This is a genomic window from Bacillus sp. FSL K6-0972, assembly GCF_037976035.1.
Lineage (GTDB): Bacteria > Bacillota > Bacilli > Bacillales > Bacillaceae > Bacillus > Bacillus haynesii.
On the sequence record NZ_CP150260.1, the window covers coordinates 2,051,848 to 2,074,180 of the forward strand.

The window sequence follows — 22,333 nt, forward strand, 5'->3', positions numbered from 1 at the left end:
TCATTTATTGCATTCAAAGGCTATCCGCTTTTTTTCTTTCGTCAATGTTTCCCACACTCCATTTAAATACACTGCACCCAGCGCCCGGTCATATAAACCATAACCCGGTTTACCGGTCTCTCCCCAAATCATTCTCCCATGATCCGGTCTGGCTGGTCCGGCGAAGTCAATATCTCTTAATGCTCTTACGATTTCATACATATCTAAAGACCCGTCTTCTGAACGGTGGGATGATTCTTGAAATGACTTTTCCCCAATGATCTTAATGTTTCTCAGGTGAACAAAGTTGACTTTTCCTTTTTTTCCGAAATAACGAATCAATTCTGGAATATCATTTGTTGAATTCACACCCAGCGACCCGCTGCATAAACACAAGCCGTTAAAGGAGCTGTTATAGAGATTAATCAATCGCTCCAAATTCTCTTTGTTCGTTATGATTCGAGGCAGTTCAAAGATAGGCCATGGCGGATCATCTGGGTGAATCGCCATTTTGACTTGTTCATTTTCTGCCACGGGTATAACCGCTTTAATAAAATACGAAAGATTTTCCCATAAATCCTCTTCCGTAATGTGCTGATATTGTTGAAAAAGATTCTTTAACTGTCCATCTTCATAGCTTGTGTCCCAGCCGGGAAGTTTTAATTCACCATGTAATGGATTCATTTGTCTAACTTTTTCCTCTTCATAAATTAACGCTGTAGAACCGTCTTCAAGTGCATAGTCTAAAGAAGAACGAGTCCAGTCAAAGACAGGCATGAAATTATAACAAACGATTTTAACACCCGCTTTTGCCAAGTTCCGTATCGTCGTTTTGTAGTTTTCAATATATTGATCTCTTGTCGGAAGACCTAATTTAATATCTTCATGGACAGGTACACTTTCAATGACACTTAACGATAAACCATGATTTTCAATTTTTTCTTTTAATTCTACAATTTTCTCATAAGGCCATGCTTCCCCTACAGGAATATCATAAATGGCCGAAACAATTCCAGTAACGCCGGGAATTTGGCGAATATACTCTAATGTGACCGGATCGCTGTCTCCATACCATCGAAACGTCATTTGCATGGTTCTTCCATCCTCTTCCCTCTTATTATTTAACATTCGATATTAGAATTTCGCATGACTATAACAATATATTGGACCGATTTTTTCAGAAGAATTTGCCGATTAGTATCCGCTTACATAAATTTTCGTGATAATGATTCATGTATCGTTCTAGTTGACAAAATTCAGCTTGCCAGGATGTAATTGCGGACAATGATTCTTGCTCAAGTAATGGAAACATCATCATCATGTGGCCTTAATATTTTAATCACACGGCAAACTGTAAGAAAACTTTCTGTTCTTGCTTTCCAGCTCTGTGCCATTTACGATCAGTTTTCTCTTTTCTCCATTTGGTACGTGAAAAGTGAGTTGATCATACGATAACTCGTATGTTCCTTCTTTTTGTATTGAAAGTTTAATCCCGTCTTCTGTTGTCTCCATATCGACATGAATAAAGGCAAATGTATGAGTATACTCATTTGTTAACCCATCATCTTCGTACAAACGATAAGTCGATTTTCCTTTACCTTTGAATGGGAATAACAAAAATCCTCTTTCATCTTGATTCTTTGTTTGGAATGTCAAGTTTGCATCATTTACTGGAACGATCGCTCCCGCTTTCGCTAATAGCGGAGTATAATGTAATGGTGCCGGCAGAACGACCGTCTTTCCTCCTTCATACCATGTTCCCGTATGGAAATCGTACCAGCCTTTTTCATGGTTCGGTAAATACACTTCCCACTCCCTCATTCCTTTTTCGACGACAGATGCAACCAGCAAAGATTCACCAAGTATAAATTCATCGTTTTCTTCAAATGTTTTCTCATCATGTTCAAAATCATAAAATGTCGGTCGAATGATCGGCTGATAATGTTTGTGCGCCTCATATAGCGCGGTGTAAATGTAAGGGATGATCTTATGTCTAAACTTAATGAGTTCACGAATTTCATCGATTGTTTCAGGAAACATCCATGGTTCATTTACTGTCCCGTCATCGTTCCACGAGTGAATTGTAAATCTTGGGTACATGATGCCGTTTTGAATCCATCTTACGAATAGCTCCGGTTCAGGGGCCGGTCCTGAAAATCCGCCGACATCATGGCCGAAATTGTAAATGCCTGATAAACTTAGACCGATGCCTGTTTTAATGTTAAATTTTAATGTTTTCCAGCTTGTTCGGTTGTCACCGGTCCAAGTTTGTGCATAACGGTGCATCCCGGGACAGCCGGATCTTGAGATCAGGTACGGGCGTAATTCCGGGTTGTATTCTAGCTGAGCTTCGAAAGACGCTTTCATCATCAAAAGCGGGTGAAGCGCGCGGATCAGTACAAATTCCACTTCTTTGCCGAAGCCGTGACACTTGGCATTTTGACTCCATATTTCAAATTCGTTATTGTCGTTCCAAGTTGAATCAATTCCGTATTCCAACAGCTTTTCTGTTACTTGAGCCTTCCACCAGTCGAACGTTTGGCGCTTCGTGAAGTCTAAATAGGCTCCGATATCATCCCAAAATTGGGCCATTTCCGGTTTTTGTGTTTCTCTGTTTACAATGAACATTTCTTTTTCTTTTAGTTCATCAAATTTCGGATGATCCTTTAACAAGCACGGTTTAATGTTGGCGCATAAACGGACGTCCTTTTCATGGAAGTGTTGCACCATCTCTTTTGGAGAAGGGATTTTGTTCTTATCCCAGTTAAAGACATAACGTTTATCACCGATAGATGTGTATCCTGACGATAACTGGAACGAATCGCATAACATATCATGTTTTTCACAGAGATGAACGAAATTTTTTAATTGTTCCTGTGCATTTGGCGCATCGGTATAGCTCATCGTAGAGCCTGAATAGCCAAGACTCCATTTTGGCGGCAAGATCGTTTTGCCTGTCAGCCAAGAGAATGTTTCGACTACATCTTTTATTTTCGGACCGGCTATGAAGTAGTAGTCTAAATCCCCCTTTTCAGCCTGATAGTAGCGGTACAGTCCATGATAGTTATCAAGCTCTGAACCCATATCAAAAATGGAAGCTGATAGATTATCATAGAACATTCCATAGGAGATGCCTGTTTTCTTATGACGTGTAATATAAAATGGGATATGTTTGTATAGGGGATCTGACCACTCTGCGTCGTACCCCATCGCATCGATATTTAACATCCGGTAGCGTTTCCCGTGTTTATCGACGTTTCCCGTTTTCTCGCCAAATCCAAAATATTGTTCCTGTAAATCACGTTGTAAATAGTGGTATACCCCCTTTCCAAAAGCCCCTTCAAAATTATACCCTTGTGTTTGTCGATCGCTTGCAACATTGATCCATTCAGAATCATTGTGATAAAACCAGCTGATTCTAAAGCCGTTCAATTGAACATGAAGCTTGACCTTGCCGGTTTTCACAATAAAAACATCTTTGACTTGCTGGAATTCGTATTGAGGCAATGTAAATCCACTCATGTCTAAACGATGGCGTCCCTCCCATGGCACATCGATCTGTCCAGGCGCTACACTCCACGTTTTTTCAAGCGTTAACGCTTCTCCCTCCGTCAGCAAAATCCGAATTATATCTTCTTCAAGAATGAATATTTTCGCATGTGCATAGCCGTCATTTAAATGAAAATGCAGCACATTTTTCTCGTCTTTTATAAATGTAAACATGTAGGTTTCTTTAATTGACATTAAACAGACGCCTCCTATCTTAAAGACCAAATAATTGAGGCAGCATTAAGCTGATTTGTGGAATGTAGGTAACAATTAAAAGGACGATCATGATCGCAGCATAAAATGGCAGAATCGGTATAACCACTCGTTCAATATCAACTTTACCTATGCTGCATCCCACAAACAGAGCACTTCCTACAGGAGGAGTGATATTACCGATACAAAGGTTAAATACAATCATAATTCCAAAATGCACGGGATCCATGCCGAAGCTTTGAACAATTGGCAGAAAGATTGGAGTGAAAATTAATACAGCCGGTGTTATGTCCATAAATGTACCGATTATTAATAAGATGATATTCATCATCAGCAGGATCAAAACTGGGTTATCTGTAATCCCTAAAATTCCATTGCTGATTGCCGTCGGTATGCCTGTAAACGCCATGACCAATGACAGCATCGTTGATGTCCCAACCAAAAACATAATAACGGCTGTGATTTCTACCGTTTCCAGCAGCATTTTGGGGAGCTGTTTCCATTTCAATGTCCTATAAAAGAGCGATAACATTAAGGAATAAGCCACCGCTATTGCTGCTCCTTCAGTTGCTGTAAATACACCGGCGATAATACCCCCGATTACGATTACAATGAGCAACAGGCTTGGAATCGCATCGAAAAGCACTTTAAAACCTTGACTAATCGTAATCTTTGGCGCAACAGGGTATTTTTTCTTTTTTGCAATAATACAGGCGACAACCATCGTAGCCAGCCCCCACAAGATTCCGGGCAAATAACCCGCCATAAATAAAGCGGCTACAGATGTTCCGCCGCTGACTAATGAGAAAATGATCAAAAGACCACTAGGCGGAATAAGCAAACCAGTTGGTGCAGAAGCAATATTTACTGCGGCAGAGTAAGTCCGGTCATATCCTTCCTTTTCTTGCAGCGGCGACATGACCCCGCCGATCGCAGCAGCAGCAGCTACAGACGAACCGGAAATGGAACCGAATAACATGTTTCCGACAACATTTGTATGGGCCAGAGAACCGGGCAGCCTGCCGCTGATCAATTTTGCGAAGTTAATGAGCCGCATTGCAATACCGCCATTATTCATAATAATGCCTGATAAAATGAAGAACGGCACCGCTAATAAAGAAAAGCTGTCGATTCCAGTGACCATTTTTTGCGCCGAAGTGAAAATGGCAACATCAAAAGGAAAAATGGTAAGCATTGTCACAATGGATGCCGCCGCAATACTTACAGAAATCGGAACGCCGAGAAACAATAATATGAAGAATACTGCCGATAAAATGAGACCTGCTGCTATGGCCATATCATTTCACCTCTTTTTTAGTTTTCAAAAAGCCTCCGTCACATCTTTTCTGCTTTTTTTACATCATCACCTGACTTTTGTTTTGAATTGAATTCATGTAAAGATTCATATAAACCGGCCAAGCTGTATCCAATGATGAGTATGCCTGCAACAGGAAGTGATAGATAAACAAATCCCACCGGTATCCCTAATGCTGCTGAAGATTGCTCCATTGTGGTGATCACTGCTTTCGAACCTCCTAACACCAACACAATCAGAGCAAAAGCAATCAAAAGAATCTGAATGAAAGTATGAACGAAAACAGCTGCTTTTATTGGAAGTTTTCGAACGATAAATTCAATCGCCAAGTGCTTTTTTTTCCAAAATGCATAGGCACCGCCCAACATAGAAATCCATATCAGTGAATAGCGTAAAAATTCTTCTGAAAACGTACTAGGAGAATTTAGTATATATCGAGTAAATACTTGCCATATCGCAACCAAAACCATGATGGCCATTAGTGTGCAAGTCAAACATTCAATCGTTTTATTCACTGCTTTTTTTAAAGCTAGCATATACATCCCTCCCTTATCGAAAAATATTTGAGTCGCTCATTCATCCAGAGTCATTTTACTTTTTTAGCTTTCGCACGAATTTCCCTATAGTATTTTCCGATCAATTCTTTTTTGGCAAACTCATCATGAAGCGGGCTTACCGCATCCCGGAATGGAGTCTTGTCTGGCTTGTGGAACTTCACTCCCATTTCCTTTGCTTTCTTAACCGCATTTTCAGTTTCTTCAGCCCAAACGATTTTGTGATACTCAGTAGACTCTTTCGCCGCTTCGATCACCGCATTCTGCTGCTCTTCGCTTAATTGATCCTTTTTGTCCAAATTCATGATCAAAATATCCGGAACGATCGCATGTTCTGAGTATGAATATTCTTTTGCCACTTCCCCGTGATTGCTGCTTGTTAAAGCCATTTCGTTGTTTTCGGTGCCATCGATTACACTTGACTGCAATGCTGTATATACTTCTCCATAAGCCATTGGAGTAGGTGCTCCACCCATGAGTTCCACCATTCGAATCGCTGTAGCACTCGGCTGCACACGAATTTTTAAACCTTTAAGGTCATTTGGGTGCATAATCGGTTTGTTCTTTGTGTAAAAGTTCCGCGAACCGGCATCATAGTAGGTTAATCCAATAAACCCTATGTTTTTCGTTGTATCATACATTTCTTTTGCAATATCACTGTCCATGGCTTCATAGAAATGATGTTTGCTGTCAAATAAATAAGGCAAGCTGAAGATGGAGTAGACCTCTGAAAAACTTTCTAAAGCGCTTGCACTTACTTTAGCCAGATCGACAGCCCCGGTCTGCGTCAATTCAATCACTTCACGTTCTGAACCGAGCTGAGCATTTGGATACACTTGCACTTTAACGGTGCCATTGGTTTTCTTTTCTACGTCTTTTGAAAATTTGAGTAAAGACTTGTGGACCGGGTGTTCCTCATTATGGTTGTGAGCAAGCCGTAACGTTACGGTTTTATCGACGCCTATTACATCGCTGCTTTTACACCCCGTAAGCATTCCAAAGATTAAAGCGCATACAAAAAACACGGATAGCATTTTTCTCATGAACTACCCTCCTTGAATCTCATAACCGTTGCTTTCTAACCAATGATTGATTGCGATTCATGTTTTCTTTCATCGCCATATTTTTTTGGTAGCGTTTACAATTCCGCTCGAATAGGGAACGAATATGTGAAATTTTTGCATTGTATGTTTCGGTTTATCCCCTGAATCCCGTTTCCAATTATGTTCTGTAACAATTTGTGTAATATTTTAGTGCATTAGATGATCGTTTTTCTCAGACTTCTCCCCCTTTACGATAAGTTTAACAACGTTGTTAAAAATAAACGTTGTTTCATCATCCAAAAAGTTCTTTAACAACGTTGTTATTTTCTTCGGAAGATGTATATGATTGTTATTTTATGATGTATCATTTATAATAACAACGTTGTTATTTATTATCATAAAATTATTTTTGAAAATTTGCAATATTATATTTTTAAAGATGTTTTGGAGGGTCCAAAATGACTGTAACCATTAAAGACATCGCCAATGCTTCAGGAGTAAGCTATTCAACAGTCTCAAAGGCTTTAAGAAACAGCCCTCTTGTAAAACCGGATACAAAGAAAAAGGTCTTGCAAGTTGCCGAACAATTAGGGTATAGTCCGAATTTTGCAGCGAGAAGCTTGGCATCTAAAAAAAGTCAAACGATCGGTCTTGTCTGGCCTACCATTGAAAGAATCGCTTTATCAGCACTTGTTACTAAAATAAATGAAGTGGTCGAAAAGAACAACTATTCAATGATTTTATCTGTTAACAGAGCTAAAGAGGCAGTGGAATTGTTTAAGAGTTTTCGCGTGGATGGAATTATGATTTTTGAAGAAGGCGGCGAAACTCAGCTTAGTGATGATACTGGATTAACTATTCCTATCTTATCTTACGGAGTGTCTGGTGAACATACACATCCTATTATTGATGTCAATCATAAAAAAGCAATTTACAAAGCCGTTGCGTATCTGTATCAACTTGGCCACAAAAACATTAGCTACGTCGGCGACCTCTCCCCTGCCGACAAGCGTCAGGTTGAAAAAAGCAAAGGGTTTGAAGAGGTTATGATGGAAGCCGGTTTGAAATTAAGTCGAAACAGTATTTTAAATACTAATGGGTTAAGCTGGTATAACGGTTACACCGCTGCGAAAAAACTATTACAACTAACCCCAAAACCTACAGCAATCATTAGCGGAAGCTACGATATCAGTGTAGGGATTTTACGAGCCGTAAAGGAACAACAGCTCAGTATACCCGAAGACCTATCTTTAATTTCTTATGATAATATTCCTCAAATGGCAAGCCTTGAAACCCCGCTGACGAGCGTAGGGGTTCCAATCGATCAATTGGCTCACAAAATGGTCGATTCTCTGCTGTCTCTTATTCGTGAGCCGGGCTCAATACCATTAACTCAAAAAATGGACCCTGAATTAAACGTAAGAATGTCATGCGCTTCTCCAGCAGTTTTAGGTGAAGAAAACAAGTAACATTTAAGACGAGTTTTTCAGGTCATCTTTTCTTTTAAAAGCTGATGGCAATGGATTTTACAGAATTCCTCGGTACATTGATTTCTGAATTTTTACATGAACGGCCGCATGCCTTAGGGTACGTTCTTTCTTTATAGAAAATATATGTTGCAGACGTGTTTTTATATGTTTCTAATAAATACAAAGCTCAGGTAACACAATACCTGAGCTTTGTATTTATTCTCCTGTCTCCGCAAAACGCTTGATCCGCTCTCCAATTTCATCGCGTACGCGCTGAAAGAATGCCCATTTCTCTTCTTCTGTCCCTTCTGCTTTAGCGGGATCGTCAAAACCCCAATGCTCGCGCTTGACATGCGGAGGTGTCATCGGGCATTTATCAGCCGCATCCCCGCACAGCGTAATGACGAGGTCTGCGTTGTGTAAGATATCGGGATCAATAATATCGGACGTCTGCTCAGAAATATCGATGCCTGCTTCTCTCATGGCTTTGACCGCGTTCGGGTTTAAACCGTGCGCTTCAATCCCTGCACTGTGGACGTTCCACTCGTCTCCGAGGTGTTTCTTCGCCCAGCCTTCAGCCATTTGGCTGCGGCAGGAGTTGCCTGTGCATAAAAAATAGATGGTCTTTTTTGACATTGGTCATCGTCTCCTATCATGTTTAATGAATGATCAACAGCCACACATAAAGTCCGGCAAGCGTGATGAAGAGGGTTGGAATGGTCAAAATGACGCCTGTTTTAAAATAGGTTCCCCAAGAAATCTTTACGCCTTTCAGTGAAAGGACGTGAAGCCACAAAAGCGTCGCCAGGGAGCCGATCGGCGTGATTTTCGGACCGAGATCAGAGCCGATGACATTGGCGTAAATCAGCGCTTCTCTGAGAATCCCGTGTGTGTCGGTATTCTGAATCGCAAGCGCATCAATCATCACCGTCGGCATATTGTTCATGAATGAAGACAGGATGGCCGCGATAAAGCCCATTCCGATTGTTCCGGCAAACAGCCCTTGATCGCTAACAGTCTGTATGACCTGTGAGAGAACATCTGTTAAGCCGGCGTTTCTTAAACCGTATACGACGACATACATCCCGAGTGAGAAGAAAACAATCGCCCAAGGCGCTCCCTTCAGCACTTTCTTTGTCTGCACCGCGGGGCTGTTTGTCGCCGTGATTAAGAAAATGACGGCGATCACGCCTGCGATGATCGAGACGGGGATTGAGAACAGCTCGCTGATAAAGTAACCTGCCAGCAAAACGGCTAATATCAGCCAGGACAAGCGAAACATTTTCCTGTCTTTAATCGCTTCTGCCGGTTGTTTTACATTTGTCATGTCATAATGCCGCGGAATGCTTTTTCTAAAAAACAAAAAAAGCACGATGATGCTTGCAATAAGCGAAAACAGGTTTGGAACAATCATTCTTGTTGCATATTCGATAAATCCGATGTTGAAAAAGTCCGCTGAGACAATATTGACAAGGTTGCTGACGACAAGCGGCAGCGATGTCGTATCCGCGATAAATCCGCTTGCGATAATAAAAGGAAAAACGAGCTTTTCTTGAAAGTTTAACGCGCGTACCATCGCAAGCACGATCGGCGTCAAAATTAAAGCAGCTCCGTCATTGGCAAACAGCGCGGCTACTACAGCTCCCAGCAGGGAGACATAGACAAACATCCGAATGCCGTTCCCTTTGGCCGCCTTGGCCATGTGCAGGGCGGCCCATTCGAAAAATCCGATTTCATCAAGAATCAGGGAGATGATGATGATCGCGACAAATGCCAAAGTCGCATTCCATACGATTCCCGTCACATCTAATACATCCTGAAAATTGACGACCCCGGCGATTAAAGCCAGCACCGCACCTCCGCAGGCCGACCAGCCGATGGAAAGATTTTTCGGCTGCCAAATGACAAGTGTAAGGGTCAGCAGAAAAATCAAAATGGCTAAGACCGTCATCATCGTCTATACGCCCCCTTCATAGGTTTCCTCTCCGGACATATCTTATAATAAAATCTTTATATAAGTCAATGCTTATATAAGAAATGCAAATGAAAAAGAGGGAACCGTCCTCCCTCTTCTTTTTTAACTGCACGAAACAGGCCTTTCTTTTCTTTTAATGGTTTGAAGAACCTCATCGTGTTCATCGATCTGATTGAGAATGGCAAGGACCAATTCGCGCTCCGGAAAGTCGTCATGAAGCGAATAAAAACGCCATTGCTCCCTTCTTTCTTCCTTGATCATATTTGCACTTTTCAGCTTTCGTAAATGCTGGCTTATTGCGGGCTGGCTTGTTTCAAACATATCGACAAACTGGCAGACGCAATATGGTTTCTCCTGGAGCAGCTTCAGAATCAAGAGCCGGGTAGAATCGCTCAATATTTTCATGCAGCTCACAGTGCTTTTCGAATCAAGCTTCGTTTGTACGGTCATGACACTCCCTCCAATCTCAGGCGCTTTGCAGCCGGTATATTGCATCCATTATATAAATGTCTTTTTATATAATCAAGCGGTGATCACCAAGGCATGGAGCTTGTGACAGCATCATACTGTGAACAGGAAAAGCCTTTGAGGACTCGGAGGCTTTTTCTCAAATCATTTCGCCGCTTCTTCGGCCATATGGTTAAGATTCGCCTCTCCCATGAAAACGGTAGACTAGTCATTCAATCCCTTTCCATCGAGAATTTGCTGTGTATATTTTTCAATCCTCGACTCTCGGGTTTTGGATTGTTTTGGTTTAGAAAAATAAAGAATATATGCTCTTTGCCGTCCCGGCGTCAATTCTTCAAAAGCCGTTTTTAAAGCCGGGATTTCAGCGAATTTTTTTTGAAGCTCTTCCGGAATTGTATATTCTGCACCCTTTTTAAAATTCACTTGCAAACCGGCTTTTTCAACTTCAATGGCTTCATTTATATAAGCTTTCAAGATGGTTTCCATTTCAGCTATTTCTTGTACATTGGTGAATCGAATCTGCCGCGCGGCTTGTACATTCTCCGTTTGCTGGATGAGAATCCCGTTGGGGTCCTTTAACAATGCGCCTTTGTGAAACAGAAGTGCACAATATTCTTTAAATCCATGGATTAATACGATGTTTTTTTTCTCAAACGTGTAACAAGGATGCTTCCACTTGAAGTCTTCGTTCAGCTCACAGTCAAGAACGATTTGACGCAGCTTCTCAAACTCTTCCTGCCACTTTTCGGTTTTGTTTAAAAATTCATCAACCTTTGGATTCGTTCTGCTATTTGTCATCAAGGAACACTCCTCTTTATGTCATAATGTCATTTTAACCTAATCTCGCTCCGCCGACAGCTGAAATATTTTAATCGTTCCGGAGAGACAATATGCTTAGCTTAAAGAAGAGGCGGGATGATTATGAAATTTGGCATCATGACGTTTAATATCCATCATGGAAAGGGAAGGGACCGTCGCGTTGATTTAGAAAGAACGGCTGGTGTGATCGCTCAAAGCGGCTGCGACATCATCGGCCTTAATGAAGTGGATCGGCATTACTCCAAGAGAAGCGATTACGAAGACCAAATCGGCCGGCTTGCAGAACAATTGAACATGCACTATGCGTACTGCCCCTCCCTTTCATTGAGTTCTGATGATTCTTCTGTGAAAAGGCAATACGGGAATGCCCTATTAACGCGTTTTCCGATTGTGAAAGAACAGCATCATTCATTTAACTTTGTCAAAGGGTTGGTCGAAGGAAGGTCTCTTCTTGAGGCTGATGTCCGGATCGGCGATCGGCTCTTTCGCGTCTTTGTTACGCATCTGAGTCTGAATCCGTGGCTTCACGGCAAGCAGACGGATTTTTTAATCGAGAGGGTCCAAGAGAGCGATCTGCCTGTGATCGTCATGGGAGACTTTAATATGAAACCTTATTCACGGGGATGGACAAAGGTCGCGGAAAAACTGGCCGACCTGTGGGAGGAAAGTCAATACGGACAGGGGTTCACCTACCCTTCCCACCGCCCGAGACGGCGCTTGGACTACATCTTTCTCAGTCCGTCTTTTCATGTGACAGCGGCTGAAGTTGTCGCCGTTGATCCGAGCACTTCCGACCATCTGCCGCTTAAGGGCAGCGTCACATATTAAAGGACGGCTTCAGAAGCCGTCCTTATGCTTTTGCAATGCCCAGTAAAACGCCGGCTGCGACAATCAGGATGATGCCGATGGCGATACCGATCAGCTGCCGCTTCGTTTTCTTTTCGCCGAGTAAAATAATGCCGCCGAGCGTTGAGATGACGATCCCCATCTGCGATAGCGAAAAGCTGGTCGCTACGCCGACCCGCGGCTGGGAAATGAATAAAAACATGTTTCCCGCTGCCCAGATTAAACCCGGAATGATATTTTTGATGACGTAAAAATTAAACGGCTTATGCCTGAATGTCAAGATCAAGCCGCCGGCAACCATGCCGATAGCCTGAGGAAAAAGAGCCGCCCAGCCGCTGACATCAAAAAGCCGGACGACGACAACATATACGAGATAGCCGAATGTTGAAATCAGCAAAATCACGATTCCCTTTTTCATGTCGCCGGTTTTTTCCTCCGTTTTTTGGCTGCGGTCTTCCAGCGATGTCAGCACGATTCCCACGATGATAAAAATCAGCGCCAAAACGCCGAGAATGATCGAGATTGTCGTTGCCCACTCGCGAAAAACAAGCACGCCGAACAAAGAAGTGGATACGAGCTGAAGCCCTGTCGAGATCGGCATCGTTTTAGATACGCCGATCAGCTTGATGCTTTTCAGCTGATTGGTCTGGCCGAGTGCCCAAAATAGTCCGGAGACGACGCCGACGGCAAATATACGGGGGGATAATTCAGGCTGGACGACGAAATAGATTCCGATTGAAAAAATTAAAGCGCCGAATGTCGTACCGAGCACCTGGCTGTACGGTCCGCCCCCAAGCTTTACATTAAAGAGCACGATGCTTCCCCAGAAAATCGCTGGTAAAATCGCTAAGAAAATGTCCATTTGATTTAAACCTTTCTTTCCTTGTTTTTATCTATTAAGGTGCACTATACATGCGATTTTTAACACAAAAAATCCATTTTGAACGTTGTCAAAATGGATTGGTACTGTTATCGGCGGCCCGTATCACTAAAATATCAGTTTTCACTGTTTGCTGTTTACACTGCCAAGCCAAGGCATACCTGGTATAACTGCCGGTTTTTTGTACAAGTCCTGAATCAGCCTGTCTTTTATGCCAAGCGGGTTCCGGTTTAAATCTTTCAGGCTGAAATGGATGCTTCCCAACACACTTGAGGCGCGGTTTAAGGCGATCTGTCGCGGATATTCTTCAGGATCTGACCAGGCGGGATCTGAGTTTTGATTGATTTTATAGGCTGCTTGTCCGATGTATAAATGAACGGGGCGTTGGCTGACTTCATTTTTCCACCAGTCCACTAAAATGTCGTAGGAAGCCGGGGCAAAGCCGATGCTCCAGTAGATTTGCGGGGCGATGTAATCGATGTATCCCTGTCTGATCCATTCCCTCGTGTCAGCGTAAAGGTCGTCATAGTTTGTCATTCCGGCGGCTGTATTCGATCCCGTCGGATCATCTGCTATATTTCGCCATACACCGAAGGGGCTGATTCCAAATTTGACCGATGCTCTCTCTTTTTTGACGGCAGCGTTGATCTGTTTGACAAGCTGGTTGACGTTGTCCCTCCGCCAATCTTCAATATTTGAAAACCGGTCCTTTCCATATTGTTCATACGTGCTCAAGTCGGGAAATTCGACGCCCGCAATTTTATATGGATAAAAATAGTCATCCATATGAACGGCGTCGACTGGGTAATTCTTGACGACTTCCGCTATGCCTTGGACAATGAATTCCTGAGCCTCAGGGATGCCGGGATTGTAATACAGCTGTCTGCCGTAGGCAACGACCCAGTCGGGGTGCGTTCTGGCCGGGTGATCGTGTGACAGCCTGTTCAAATCGGTATGATTCATCGTGATCCGATAAGGGTTGAACCATGCATGAAATTCAAGTTTTCTCCGGTGGGTTTCTTCGAGCAAAAATGACAGCGGATCATATCCAGGGTCTTTTCCTTGAACACCTGTTAAGTATTCCGACCACGGCCCGTATGCGGAAGGATAAAACGCATCCGCCGCCGGCTTAATTTGAACGACAACCGCGTTCATCCCCATTGCTGTCACATCATCCAAAAGCTTCACATACTCTGTTTTTTGCTCTTCGATTGTCAGTCCTTTTTTCGAAGGCCAGTCAATGTTTGTGACGGTGGCGATCCACACTGCCCGAAATTCTTTTGTTTCGCAATTTGCGCTCTTTTCTTTCATGAACATCTCCCCTTTGGAAAAATCAGAACTTTCTGTTATTATATGCCGGTTATTCTTTTTTGTATATGAAAAAACAGGCCAAGACATGTTGCTGTCTTTAGCCTGTCGTCTGTATCGCCTGTTTCACCTGCTGCATCAAATATTGGACAAATGCTTCATCCCTTGCGAGCCATGCAGCGTAATTCCTTTTAATAAACCGCTCTGCCTCTTCGAATGAAGTAAATGTCTCATGCTGAGTTACGCCGTTTAATTGAATGTTCCAGCCGTGTTCGCCAGGAAAGAGAAAAAACTGGTCTTCATCCCTGTTGATATAAAGGCTGCCGTAGTCGGACTCTTTTATATTATAGACATTTTTAAAGGCATCCGCTCTCAAGGGCTCCAGCGGAAACGGTTCAGTTACATACAGCTTGAACGCTTCATCTGTCAGCGGGCACCCCGCTGCTTTGGCATGGCCGCCTCCGCCGAACGTGCCGGCGATTTCTGATACATCTGTTTCATCATGGATGGTGCGCAGGCTCACTTTTTTGCCGCCCATATTTAAGATGGCGATATAGTCAAGGTGCGGATATGTTTTCCCAAGTTCGTTCCCCACCTCCGAATGATAGGATTCCGCATGCACGATGCCGACGCAGTGTGCATTGATGAAGGTCTGAACGATTTCCCGCCGTTTCCTGCGAATATACCGTTCAATTTTTTCTTCTTCCATATCCAAGATTTTTTCTTCGAATTCGTCAAATGAAAACGCGTCGCTTTCTTTAAGGCGCCGGACCATTTTTTCCTCAAATTCGTCGATTGATACCATAAAAAACAGGTCATTCAGGCGTTTCGCTTCGAGCGCGCCCGTCTGTTCCCATTCCCATGTATCATAGAGGCGTATGAGTTCGACGAACTGATCCATCGCGTTTGTCTCTCGAATGTGGCCGTTGTCTATTAAGTATTCATAAAAAAGAGAAGTCGCTGAAGCGAGCCTGCCGTCCTCATATTGAACTTTTACCATGCCCCAAGGGCGTTCATTCAAATGAAGCGCAGTTTTATGGTGGTCGATGAGTTTGACCTTTCCGCCCGCTTCCGCATATTGGTTCAGCCTTTCTTCATTTTCTTGATGAACGGACAAGTCTGTGATAAACAGGCCTTCATGCTGTTTTTCTTTGCCTTTTGTCCGCTCCAAAAAACGTCCGACTTGCATGTCAAGTCCGGTGACCGAATTGTAGCGGACCTCGACCCGTTCGCCAAAAGCCACCTTTGCGAGGATTCCGCAGCCGACTCCGTCCAAGTCGTTGTGAGAATACAAATGATACATGCTTCCCGCCCACCTTGCTGTTTTATTGTCCGCCTGCCGCAGCAGGCGCATCTTTCTCATTTTACTATTGTAAAAAAGCGGATTTTTTATACAGTTGTGTGGTAAGACAAAAAGGACAGCTTCTTGTTAGAAAAAGTCTGTCCGGTTAAAAGCGGTTATGTCTCTTGCAGCAAGGCTCCGCATTGCAAGTGTGCGGTGAGCAGTCTGTATGCATTTTCGACCCTGTCGGCACTTGGCGGTTCAACCCCATTTAACGGATAATCCAGGCCGAGCGCTTCCCATTTGTAGACGCCGAGCTTGTGATAAGGAAGAACCTCCACCTTCTGAACGTTTGCCAGCGTGCCGATAAACGTGCCGAGGGCTGTTAAATCGTCATCGATATCGGAGATACCCGGAACCAGTACGTGACGGATCCAGACGGGAACTTGATGATCAGCGAGAAACCGGGCAAAATCCAATATGTGGTCATTCGGCATTCCTGTCAGGTTGATATGTTTTTTTCTGTTGATATGCTTGAGATCAAGCAAAACAAGGTCTGTATACTGGATCAGCTCTTTGATCTGCTCTTGAAATGCCGGCGCAGCCGAATAGCAACCGCCGGACGAATCGAGTGCCGTGTGAATGCCTAGGCTTTTGCATGCTTTGAACAGCTCGATTAAAAATGGCAGTTGTAAAAGCGGCTCCCCTCCGCTCACGGTAATGCCTCCGCCTGATGATTGAATAAACGGGAGATAGTGCTGAACATCCTGAACGATTTCGGAAACCGTCATTTGTTTTCCGGTTCCGATTTCCCAAGTATCAGCGTTATGGCAAAATTGACAGCGCATCAGGCAGCCTTGTGTGAAGACGACATATCTGATGCCTGGGCCGTCGACAGTACCGAATGTTTCGATCGAATGAATATTTCCATCCATGATGAAGATCACCTCTTTTTATGGAGGCGGAGCGCCTCGGTCGCGCTCCGCTTTTTACTCGTTACATCGATTCATGGAAGGTTCGGCTGATGACGTCTAACTGCTGTTCTTTCGTCAGCTTAATAAAGTTGACCGCATAGCCTGAGACGCGAATCGTTAACTGCGGATATTCCTCTGGATGTTCCATGGCGTCGAGCAATGTCTCCCTGTTAAATACGTTAACATTTAAGTGATGCCCTGTTTTTGCGGCATATCCGTCAAGGATGCTTGATAAATTGGCGGCGCGGCTCTCTTCATCTTTGCCAAGCGCTTTCGGGACGATGGAAAAGGTGTTGGATATGCCGTCGAGCGCGTAGCTGTAAGGCAGCTTTGCCACTGAAGACAGCGATGCAAGCGTCCCTTTAGTATCGCGGCCGTGCATCGGATTCGCGCCTGGAGCAAACGGTTCTCCCGCGCGGCGTCCATCCGGCGTATTTCCGGTTTTCTTGCCGTAAACGACGTTTGACGTGATCGTTAAAATTGACATTGTATGAACGGACTGACGATATGTCTGGTGCTTGCGCAGTTTTTTCATAAAGCGCTTGACAATGTCAACGGCGATCGCGTCGACGCGGTCATCATTATTTCCGTACTTAGGAAAATCGCCTTCTGTTTCAAAATCGACCGCAATGCCGTTTTCATCGCGGATCACGTTGACTTTGGCATATTTGACAGCGCTTAACGAATCGGCCACAACGCTCAAGCCGGCGATCCCGGTGGCCATCGTCCGCAAAATTTCCGTGTCGTGCAGAGCCATTTCAATTCTTTCATAGCAATATTTATCATGCATGTAGTGAATGACATTGAGCGTATTGATGTACAAGCCTGCGAGCCATTCCATCGTCTGATCGAATTTATGCATGACCTCGTCATAGTCCAGTACTTCGGAAGCCACCGGCGGCGTTTCCGGACCGACTTGAATTTTATGCTTTTCGTCTTTTCCGCCGTTAATCGCATAAAGAAGCGCTTTCGCCAAGTTGGCGCGTGCTCCGAAGAACTGCATTTGTTTGCCGATTGTCATTGCTGATACACAGCAGGCGATTCCGTAGTCATCTCCGTATTCAGGACGCATGATATCGTCATTTTCGTACTGGATCGAGCTTGATTTAATCGACATTTTGGCACAGTAGTTTTTAAACTTTTGCGGCAGTCTGACAGACCAAAGAACGGTTAAATTTGGTTCAGGCGCCGGACCTAAATTGTCAAGCGTATGCAGGAAGCGGAACGAATTTTTCGTGACTAGGGCGCGTCCGTCGTGCGCCATTCCGCCGATTGATTCTGTCACCCATGTCGGATCGCCGCTGAACAGTTCATTGTAGTCAGGTGTGCGCGCAAATTTGACCAAGCGCAGCTTCATGACGAAATGGTCGACAAGCTCTTGGGCTTCCCGTTCTGTTAATACGCCCGTTTTTAAATCTCTTTCGATGTAAATATCAAGGAACGTGGATACGCGGCCAAGGCTCATTGCTGCTCCGTTTTGCTCTTTAATGGCAGCCAAATAGGCGAAATACAGCCATTGAAATGCTTCTCTTGCATTTGCCGCAGGCTCGGAAATGTCAAATCCATAGCTTGCTGCAAGCGCTTTAAGTTCGTCCAATGCTCGGATTTGTTCTGACAGTTCTTCACGAAGGCGGATGTTTTCTTCAGACATCACCCGAGAGGCGCCGGCCGCATCTTTTTTCTTTTCATCGATCAAAAAATCCACGCCGTAAAGTGCCACTCTCCGGTAATCACCGATGATGCGTCCGCGCCCGTAAGCATCAGGCAGACCGGTAATGATTCCGACTTTTCGGGCGAGCTTCATTTCGTCCGTATACGCGTCAAACACGCCTTGATTATGGGTTTTGCGGTAATCGGTAAAGATCCTTTCCACTTCGTCATTCAGTTCAAAACCATAGGATTCACATGCCTGTTTTGCCATGCGAATGCCGCCGAAAGGCTGAAGCGACCGTTTAAACGGCTCATCAGTTTGAACGCCGACGACTTTTTCCAAGCCTTTATCCAAATATCCGGGACCGTGCGAGGTGATCGTTGAGACGATCTCTGTATCCATATCAAGGACGCCTCCGTTTTCACGCTCTTTTTTTGTCAAATCCATTACATGATCCCATAATGCCGATGTAGCTTCCGTCGGAGGTTCGAGAAACGATTCGTCACCTTGATATGGCTCAAAGTTCGAGAGAATAAAATCGCGGACATTGACTTCTTTTTGCCAAACGTTTGTGGTGAAACCTTTCCATTGTTCCATTTAAATCCCCCTCTTTTTCAAGTTGAAATGATATAACAGTTGTTGCATTTATATCTTATGTTGAATATAACAGGTTTGAATGTGATAAATATCACATATTTTGTGAAATAGTTAACAAATTTAAGGAAGTTCTTTGAACATTGCGTTTTTCCTAATATAGGATGTTGTTTGAAGCAATTTTTCTTATTTAAATCTGTATTATAATAAAATCAAATAAAATGAAAACTGTTATATAAAAAAGCCGGCAAAATAGCCGGCTTTCACAAAGTATTTATCATCAGCCGATGGATACGGTCTGATTGCCGAATGCTTCGATGGTGCTTTTCAAGACGTAGCGGCCTCGGGGGAGCTGGTGAAATTCATAGCACCCTTTCGAATCGACCGCTTTTGTCTGCAGCAAAACGCCTGACATATCATAAACATGAATGTAATGTACCTCTTTTTCAAGTTGGCTTTTGAGGTGTTCAGGGATTTCCCCGGCTATCGTGTACTCCGCTTCTGACGTTTTCCTTTCACCGATTTGATCGAGGATTTCCAGGTCCAGTCCCTGTTCTTTTCGATGATTTTTGCGGGTTCGCTCTCCGCGTTTTTGTGTTTCAAATGTTTGATACAGGTTTTCGATCGACCTCATGTGAACGCTGATATCCCAAAGTTTCATAGCTTTTTGAAACGCTTGGCGGCCCAATTTTTGCCGGGTTCTGTCATCGTCGAGCAGCAGGCTCAGCTTTTCAGCAAGCGCTTCGCTGTCTGCCGGAGGAACAAGCAATCCGTCCGCACCGTCGTCAATGATTTCTTTTATCCCGCCTACGCTTGCCGCCAGAACAGGTTTTGCGGAGAACTGCCCTTCCAGGATGACGAGCGGAAATGTATCGTGAAGCGACGGCAAAACAATGACATCACTAATTTTCATTAAGCGGGGCATATCTTTTCGCTTTCCGAGAAAAGAGACCGCCGACGCGATACCAAGCTTTTCGGACAGGCTTTGCAAAGTTTCGAGCTCCGGACCCTCGCCTGCGAGAAGGCAGTGAAAATCATCCCTTTCGAACCGCAGTTTATAAAGCGCTTCGATCAAGTAGCGGTGTCCTTTCACCGGCACGAGCCGCGCCGGACAGAGAATGATCTTTTTTCCTTGATGCCGACGGCTTTTTGGGAGATGACTTTTCTTTTCGATAAAGGGTGCTTTTACAATTCCATACGGGATGACTCGGATGTTCGAAGGCGTCACACCAATTTGAGTCAGCTCGTGTTTCAGCCATTCGCACGGAACGGCCACAACGTCTCCAGACATTGCGCCCAAACATTCTTCGATTTTCATATATTGTTGTTCCTGGCCGCTTTTCTCGCCATATTCCCCGGTAATCTTTGCTTCGTGATATTTAAAGTTATGGAGGGAAACGATTAAAGGCGTGTGCTGAGGTTTGGAACGGGCCAGTGCTCTTGCCGTCATAAAATCGTGGCAGTGGATCAAGTCATACTTTTCTAGATCAAACTGTTTAACAGCTTGTTCCAAACTGTAGCGCTCTATTTCACGCCAATATATCCACAGGGGATATTTTGCGGTGTAAGCCGTTTGAAGACGGTATATCAGCTCATTTTTTAACCGGTGTTTATCGGCTGGCTGCTGATCAGCGACCTGAATGTTGAGCCACCGGGTATCGTGCGACATTAAATCGACAGAATGCCCTTTTCCTTCCAAGCTTTTTCGAAGTATATCAATATAGGTAGACGGGCCGTTTGTATGTGGAGAGTATCGATAATAAGCCAGCAAAATGTTCATATATTTCCCCCTGCCTGCTGTTAAACTTATAGAAAATGAATCTCTTAGCATTATATGGCCAAAGCTGAAAAAAGTACGCAGTGAATGGAAGCCTTATCAATAAGAAAACCCATTGCCTGTCGCAATGGGAGATGTCATGAAGAAGCTAATATTTGAACGATTTTGTCTTCAATATCCTTTCCTTTCTCATCATCCACGAGCTGATTGAGGAGAATGGAGAAAATCAATGTCTTTCCGCTTGCAGTATCAACATAGCCCGACAATGAACTGACGGTTGAAAGTGAACCTGTTTTCGCCCTGACTTTGCCTTTTAAAGCCGGGTCTTTCAGCCGGTTTCTTAATGTGCCGCCGACCATTCTGTCGCTTTCCCCTGCAACCGGGAGTGAACGGGCAAACGACGGAAACCATTTCTCGTCTTGAACGGAATACAATAGCTTTGTGATCTGGTCGGCAGAAATCAAATTGATATGCGAGATTCCTGAGCCGTCTCTAAGAACGATTTTTTCTGTGTCCATTCCAAATCCCTGCAGTTCTGTATTTAACACTTCCAGACCTTGATCCCAGCTTCCTTCACGTCTCACGGCCTTTCCCATTTCCTTGAGCAGTGTTTCGCCATGGCCGTTGTTGCTGAGCTTCATAAAGGGAATCATCAGCTCTGACAGCGGCATGGATTGATGTGCGGTGATGCGGCGCGCTTTTTTTGGCGCTTTGCCGGTTTTAGTCTTTCCTATGATTCGAATGCCTTGTTGATGTAGAGCCTGTTTAAATAAATCCATTGCATATTCTGACGGTTCCCAAACCGCAACCCATTGTCTGACCCTTGAAGCGCCTTGTGGAATCGTCCCTTTGATTTGGATCGTATTTCCGCCGTGTTCCCTTTTAATCGTAATATCTTTTTTTCCGTCTGCAGCAACGGTCTTGGCATCGTTTTCGATTTTGACATGGTTTGTTTGCGGGGTGAGTGATACAGCTGGTTTTTTTCCGGCTATGCCGTCAGGATTCACGTCGATTATGACCGTTCCGGCATCATAGTCTTCATTTGGCGAAGCCGTTAAAGCTGAGATCTGCGCTCCGTAGTATGCGTCTTCATCGGTCCAGGAAAGGTCTGGAGAGTAGCGGATCTCATCGTACCAGGAATCGTCACCGACCAAGTCTCCCTTGATAACTGTGATCCCTTGTTTTCGGAGTGCTTCGGCCATTTGCTGAAAGTCCGCTGTCAAAAGCGTCGGATCGCCTTTTCCTTTTATATAAAGGCTGCCTTTGAGTGTGCTGCCGGCTCGCGCGCCGTTTGCCAACACCTCTGTAGGAAAGGTATAGTCTTCGCCCAGGACGGAAAAGGCAGCTGCTGCCGTTAAAAGCTTCAGATTGGACGCCGGCCTCATCCGTGTATCGCCCATATGGCCGTATATCATTTTTCCGCTTTTCGCAGACCTGACGCTGATGCCTGCGAGTGCTCCTTTTAAATCAGGTTCGGTCTTTAACAGCTGATCGATTTGCTCTTTGAGCCCGCCTTTTTCCTCGACGGCTAAGCCGTCCATGCTGCCGGCCAAAGTCAATACAAAGATCATCATCATACACAGGCAAAGCTTCATATTTTTCTTCATCGGATATCCCGCCTCCCGCTTATGTTTTAA

The 22,333-nt window shown here is 44.1% G+C and carries 17 protein-coding genes and 1 pseudogene; 2 read left to right on the forward strand and 16 right to left on the reverse strand.

Annotation, left to right across the window (positions count from 1 at the left end; genetic code table 11):
• The 5 genes from uxuA to MKX80_RS10475 all read right to left on the reverse strand — a co-directional run bounded on the left by uxuA (window position 1) and on the right by MKX80_RS10475 (window position 6,653).
• Window positions 1-1,071: a mannonate dehydratase gene (uxuA, locus tag MKX80_RS10455; protein WP_268324022.1), complete on the reverse strand. Its 1,071-nt coding sequence runs from the start codon at window positions 1,069-1,071 to the stop codon at window positions 1-3.
• A 243-nt stretch (window positions 1,072-1,314) separates the two neighbouring features.
• Window positions 1,315-3,723 carry a glycoside hydrolase family 31 protein gene (locus tag MKX80_RS10460; RefSeq protein WP_268324023.1) on the reverse strand — a complete coding sequence of 803 codons (2,409 nt, stop codon included), beginning with the start codon at window positions 3,721-3,723 and terminating at the stop codon, window positions 1,315-1,317.
• Between the two features lie 19 nt (window positions 3,724-3,742).
• Window positions 3,743-5,038 (reverse strand): TRAP transporter large permease, encoded by a 1,296-nt coding sequence (locus MKX80_RS10465; RefSeq protein ID WP_268310447.1) that lies wholly within the window; start codon window positions 5,036-5,038, stop codon window positions 3,743-3,745.
• Window positions 5,039-5,076: 38 nt separating this feature from the next.
• Window positions 5,077-5,592: a TRAP transporter small permease gene (locus MKX80_RS10470; protein WP_182070588.1), complete on the reverse strand. Its 516-nt coding sequence runs from the start codon at window positions 5,590-5,592 to the stop codon at window positions 5,077-5,079.
• 50 nt (window positions 5,593-5,642) lie between these two features.
• Window positions 5,643-6,653, reverse strand: coding sequence for a TRAP transporter substrate-binding protein (locus MKX80_RS10475; RefSeq protein WP_154998939.1), 1,011 nt, complete (start codon window positions 6,651-6,653; stop codon window positions 5,643-5,645).
• A gap of 458 nt (window positions 6,654-7,111) precedes the next feature.
• On the opposite strand from MKX80_RS10475, the gene MKX80_RS10480 reads away from it, so the two are divergent.
• Window positions 7,112-8,122 carry a LacI family DNA-binding transcriptional regulator gene (locus tag MKX80_RS10480; protein ID WP_268324024.1) on the forward strand — a complete coding sequence of 337 codons (1,011 nt, stop codon included), beginning with the start codon at window positions 7,112-7,114 and terminating at the stop codon, window positions 8,120-8,122.
• 216 nt (window positions 8,123-8,338) lie between these two features.
• On the opposite strand, the gene arsC is transcribed toward MKX80_RS10480, so the two are convergent.
• From arsC to MKX80_RS10500, 4 genes are all read right to left on the reverse strand, one after another.
• Entirely contained in the window at window positions 8,339-8,758 is a 420-nt protein-coding gene (arsC, locus tag MKX80_RS10485) for an arsenate reductase (thioredoxin) (RefSeq protein ID WP_154998943.1), read from the reverse strand.
• A gap of 22 nt (window positions 8,759-8,780) precedes the next feature.
• On the reverse strand, window positions 8,781-10,073 hold the full coding sequence (locus MKX80_RS10490; protein ID WP_154998993.1) for an arsenic transporter: 1,293 nt from the start codon (window positions 10,071-10,073) through the stop codon (window positions 8,781-8,783).
• Between the two features lie 126 nt (window positions 10,074-10,199).
• Window positions 10,200-10,547: a metalloregulator ArsR/SmtB family transcription factor gene (locus MKX80_RS10495; protein WP_154998945.1), complete on the reverse strand. Its 348-nt coding sequence runs from the start codon at window positions 10,545-10,547 to the stop codon at window positions 10,200-10,202.
• Between the two features lie 222 nt (window positions 10,548-10,769).
• Window positions 10,770-11,363: a YdeI family protein gene (locus MKX80_RS10500; protein WP_268324025.1), complete on the reverse strand. Its 594-nt coding sequence runs from the start codon at window positions 11,361-11,363 to the stop codon at window positions 10,770-10,772.
• A gap of 123 nt (window positions 11,364-11,486) precedes the next feature.
• Between MKX80_RS10500 and MKX80_RS10505 the strand changes: the two genes are divergently transcribed.
• Window positions 11,487-12,212, forward strand: coding sequence for an endonuclease/exonuclease/phosphatase family protein (locus MKX80_RS10505; protein WP_216928783.1), 726 nt, complete (start codon window positions 11,487-11,489; stop codon window positions 12,210-12,212).
• 22 nt (window positions 12,213-12,234) lie between these two features.
• On the opposite strand, the gene MKX80_RS10510 is transcribed toward MKX80_RS10505, so the two are convergent.
• The 7 genes and pseudogenes from MKX80_RS10510 to dacB all read right to left on the reverse strand — a co-directional run bounded on the left by MKX80_RS10510 (window position 12,235) and on the right by dacB (window position 22,303).
• Window positions 12,235-13,092: a RhaT/GlcU family sugar-proton symporter gene (locus tag MKX80_RS10510; protein ID WP_154998951.1), complete on the reverse strand. Its 858-nt coding sequence runs from the start codon at window positions 13,090-13,092 to the stop codon at window positions 12,235-12,237.
• Between the two features lie 144 nt (window positions 13,093-13,236).
• Window positions 13,237-14,406: pseudogene (locus tag MKX80_RS10515) on the reverse strand (family 10 glycosylhydrolase); the annotation flags it as partial.
• Window positions 14,407-14,518: 112 nt separating this feature from the next.
• The gene (locus MKX80_RS10520; RefSeq protein WP_154998955.1) at window positions 14,519-15,721 is read right to left on the reverse strand and encodes an oligoribonuclease; all 1,203 of its coding nucleotides are present in this window, start codon (window positions 15,719-15,721) and stop codon (window positions 14,519-14,521) included.
• Window positions 15,722-15,876: 155 nt separating this feature from the next.
• Window positions 15,877-16,635 carry a pyruvate formate-lyase-activating protein gene (gene pflA, locus MKX80_RS10525; protein ID WP_154998957.1) on the reverse strand — a complete coding sequence of 253 codons (759 nt, stop codon included), beginning with the start codon at window positions 16,633-16,635 and terminating at the stop codon, window positions 15,877-15,879.
• Between the two features lie 61 nt (window positions 16,636-16,696).
• Window positions 16,697-18,922 (reverse strand): formate C-acetyltransferase, encoded by a 2,226-nt coding sequence (gene pflB, locus MKX80_RS10530; RefSeq protein WP_268343265.1) that lies wholly within the window; start codon window positions 18,920-18,922, stop codon window positions 16,697-16,699.
• 277 nt (window positions 18,923-19,199) lie between these two features.
• Window positions 19,200-20,699 carry a glycosyltransferase family 4 protein gene (locus tag MKX80_RS10535; protein WP_268343264.1) on the reverse strand — a complete coding sequence of 500 codons (1,500 nt, stop codon included), beginning with the start codon at window positions 20,697-20,699 and terminating at the stop codon, window positions 19,200-19,202.
• 134 nt (window positions 20,700-20,833) lie between these two features.
• Window positions 20,834-22,303, reverse strand: coding sequence for a D-alanyl-D-alanine carboxypeptidase/D-alanyl-D-alanine-endopeptidase (dacB, locus tag MKX80_RS10540; RefSeq protein ID WP_268343263.1), 1,470 nt, complete (start codon window positions 22,301-22,303; stop codon window positions 20,834-20,836).
• Between the last annotated feature and the right edge of the window lie 30 nt (window positions 22,304-22,333).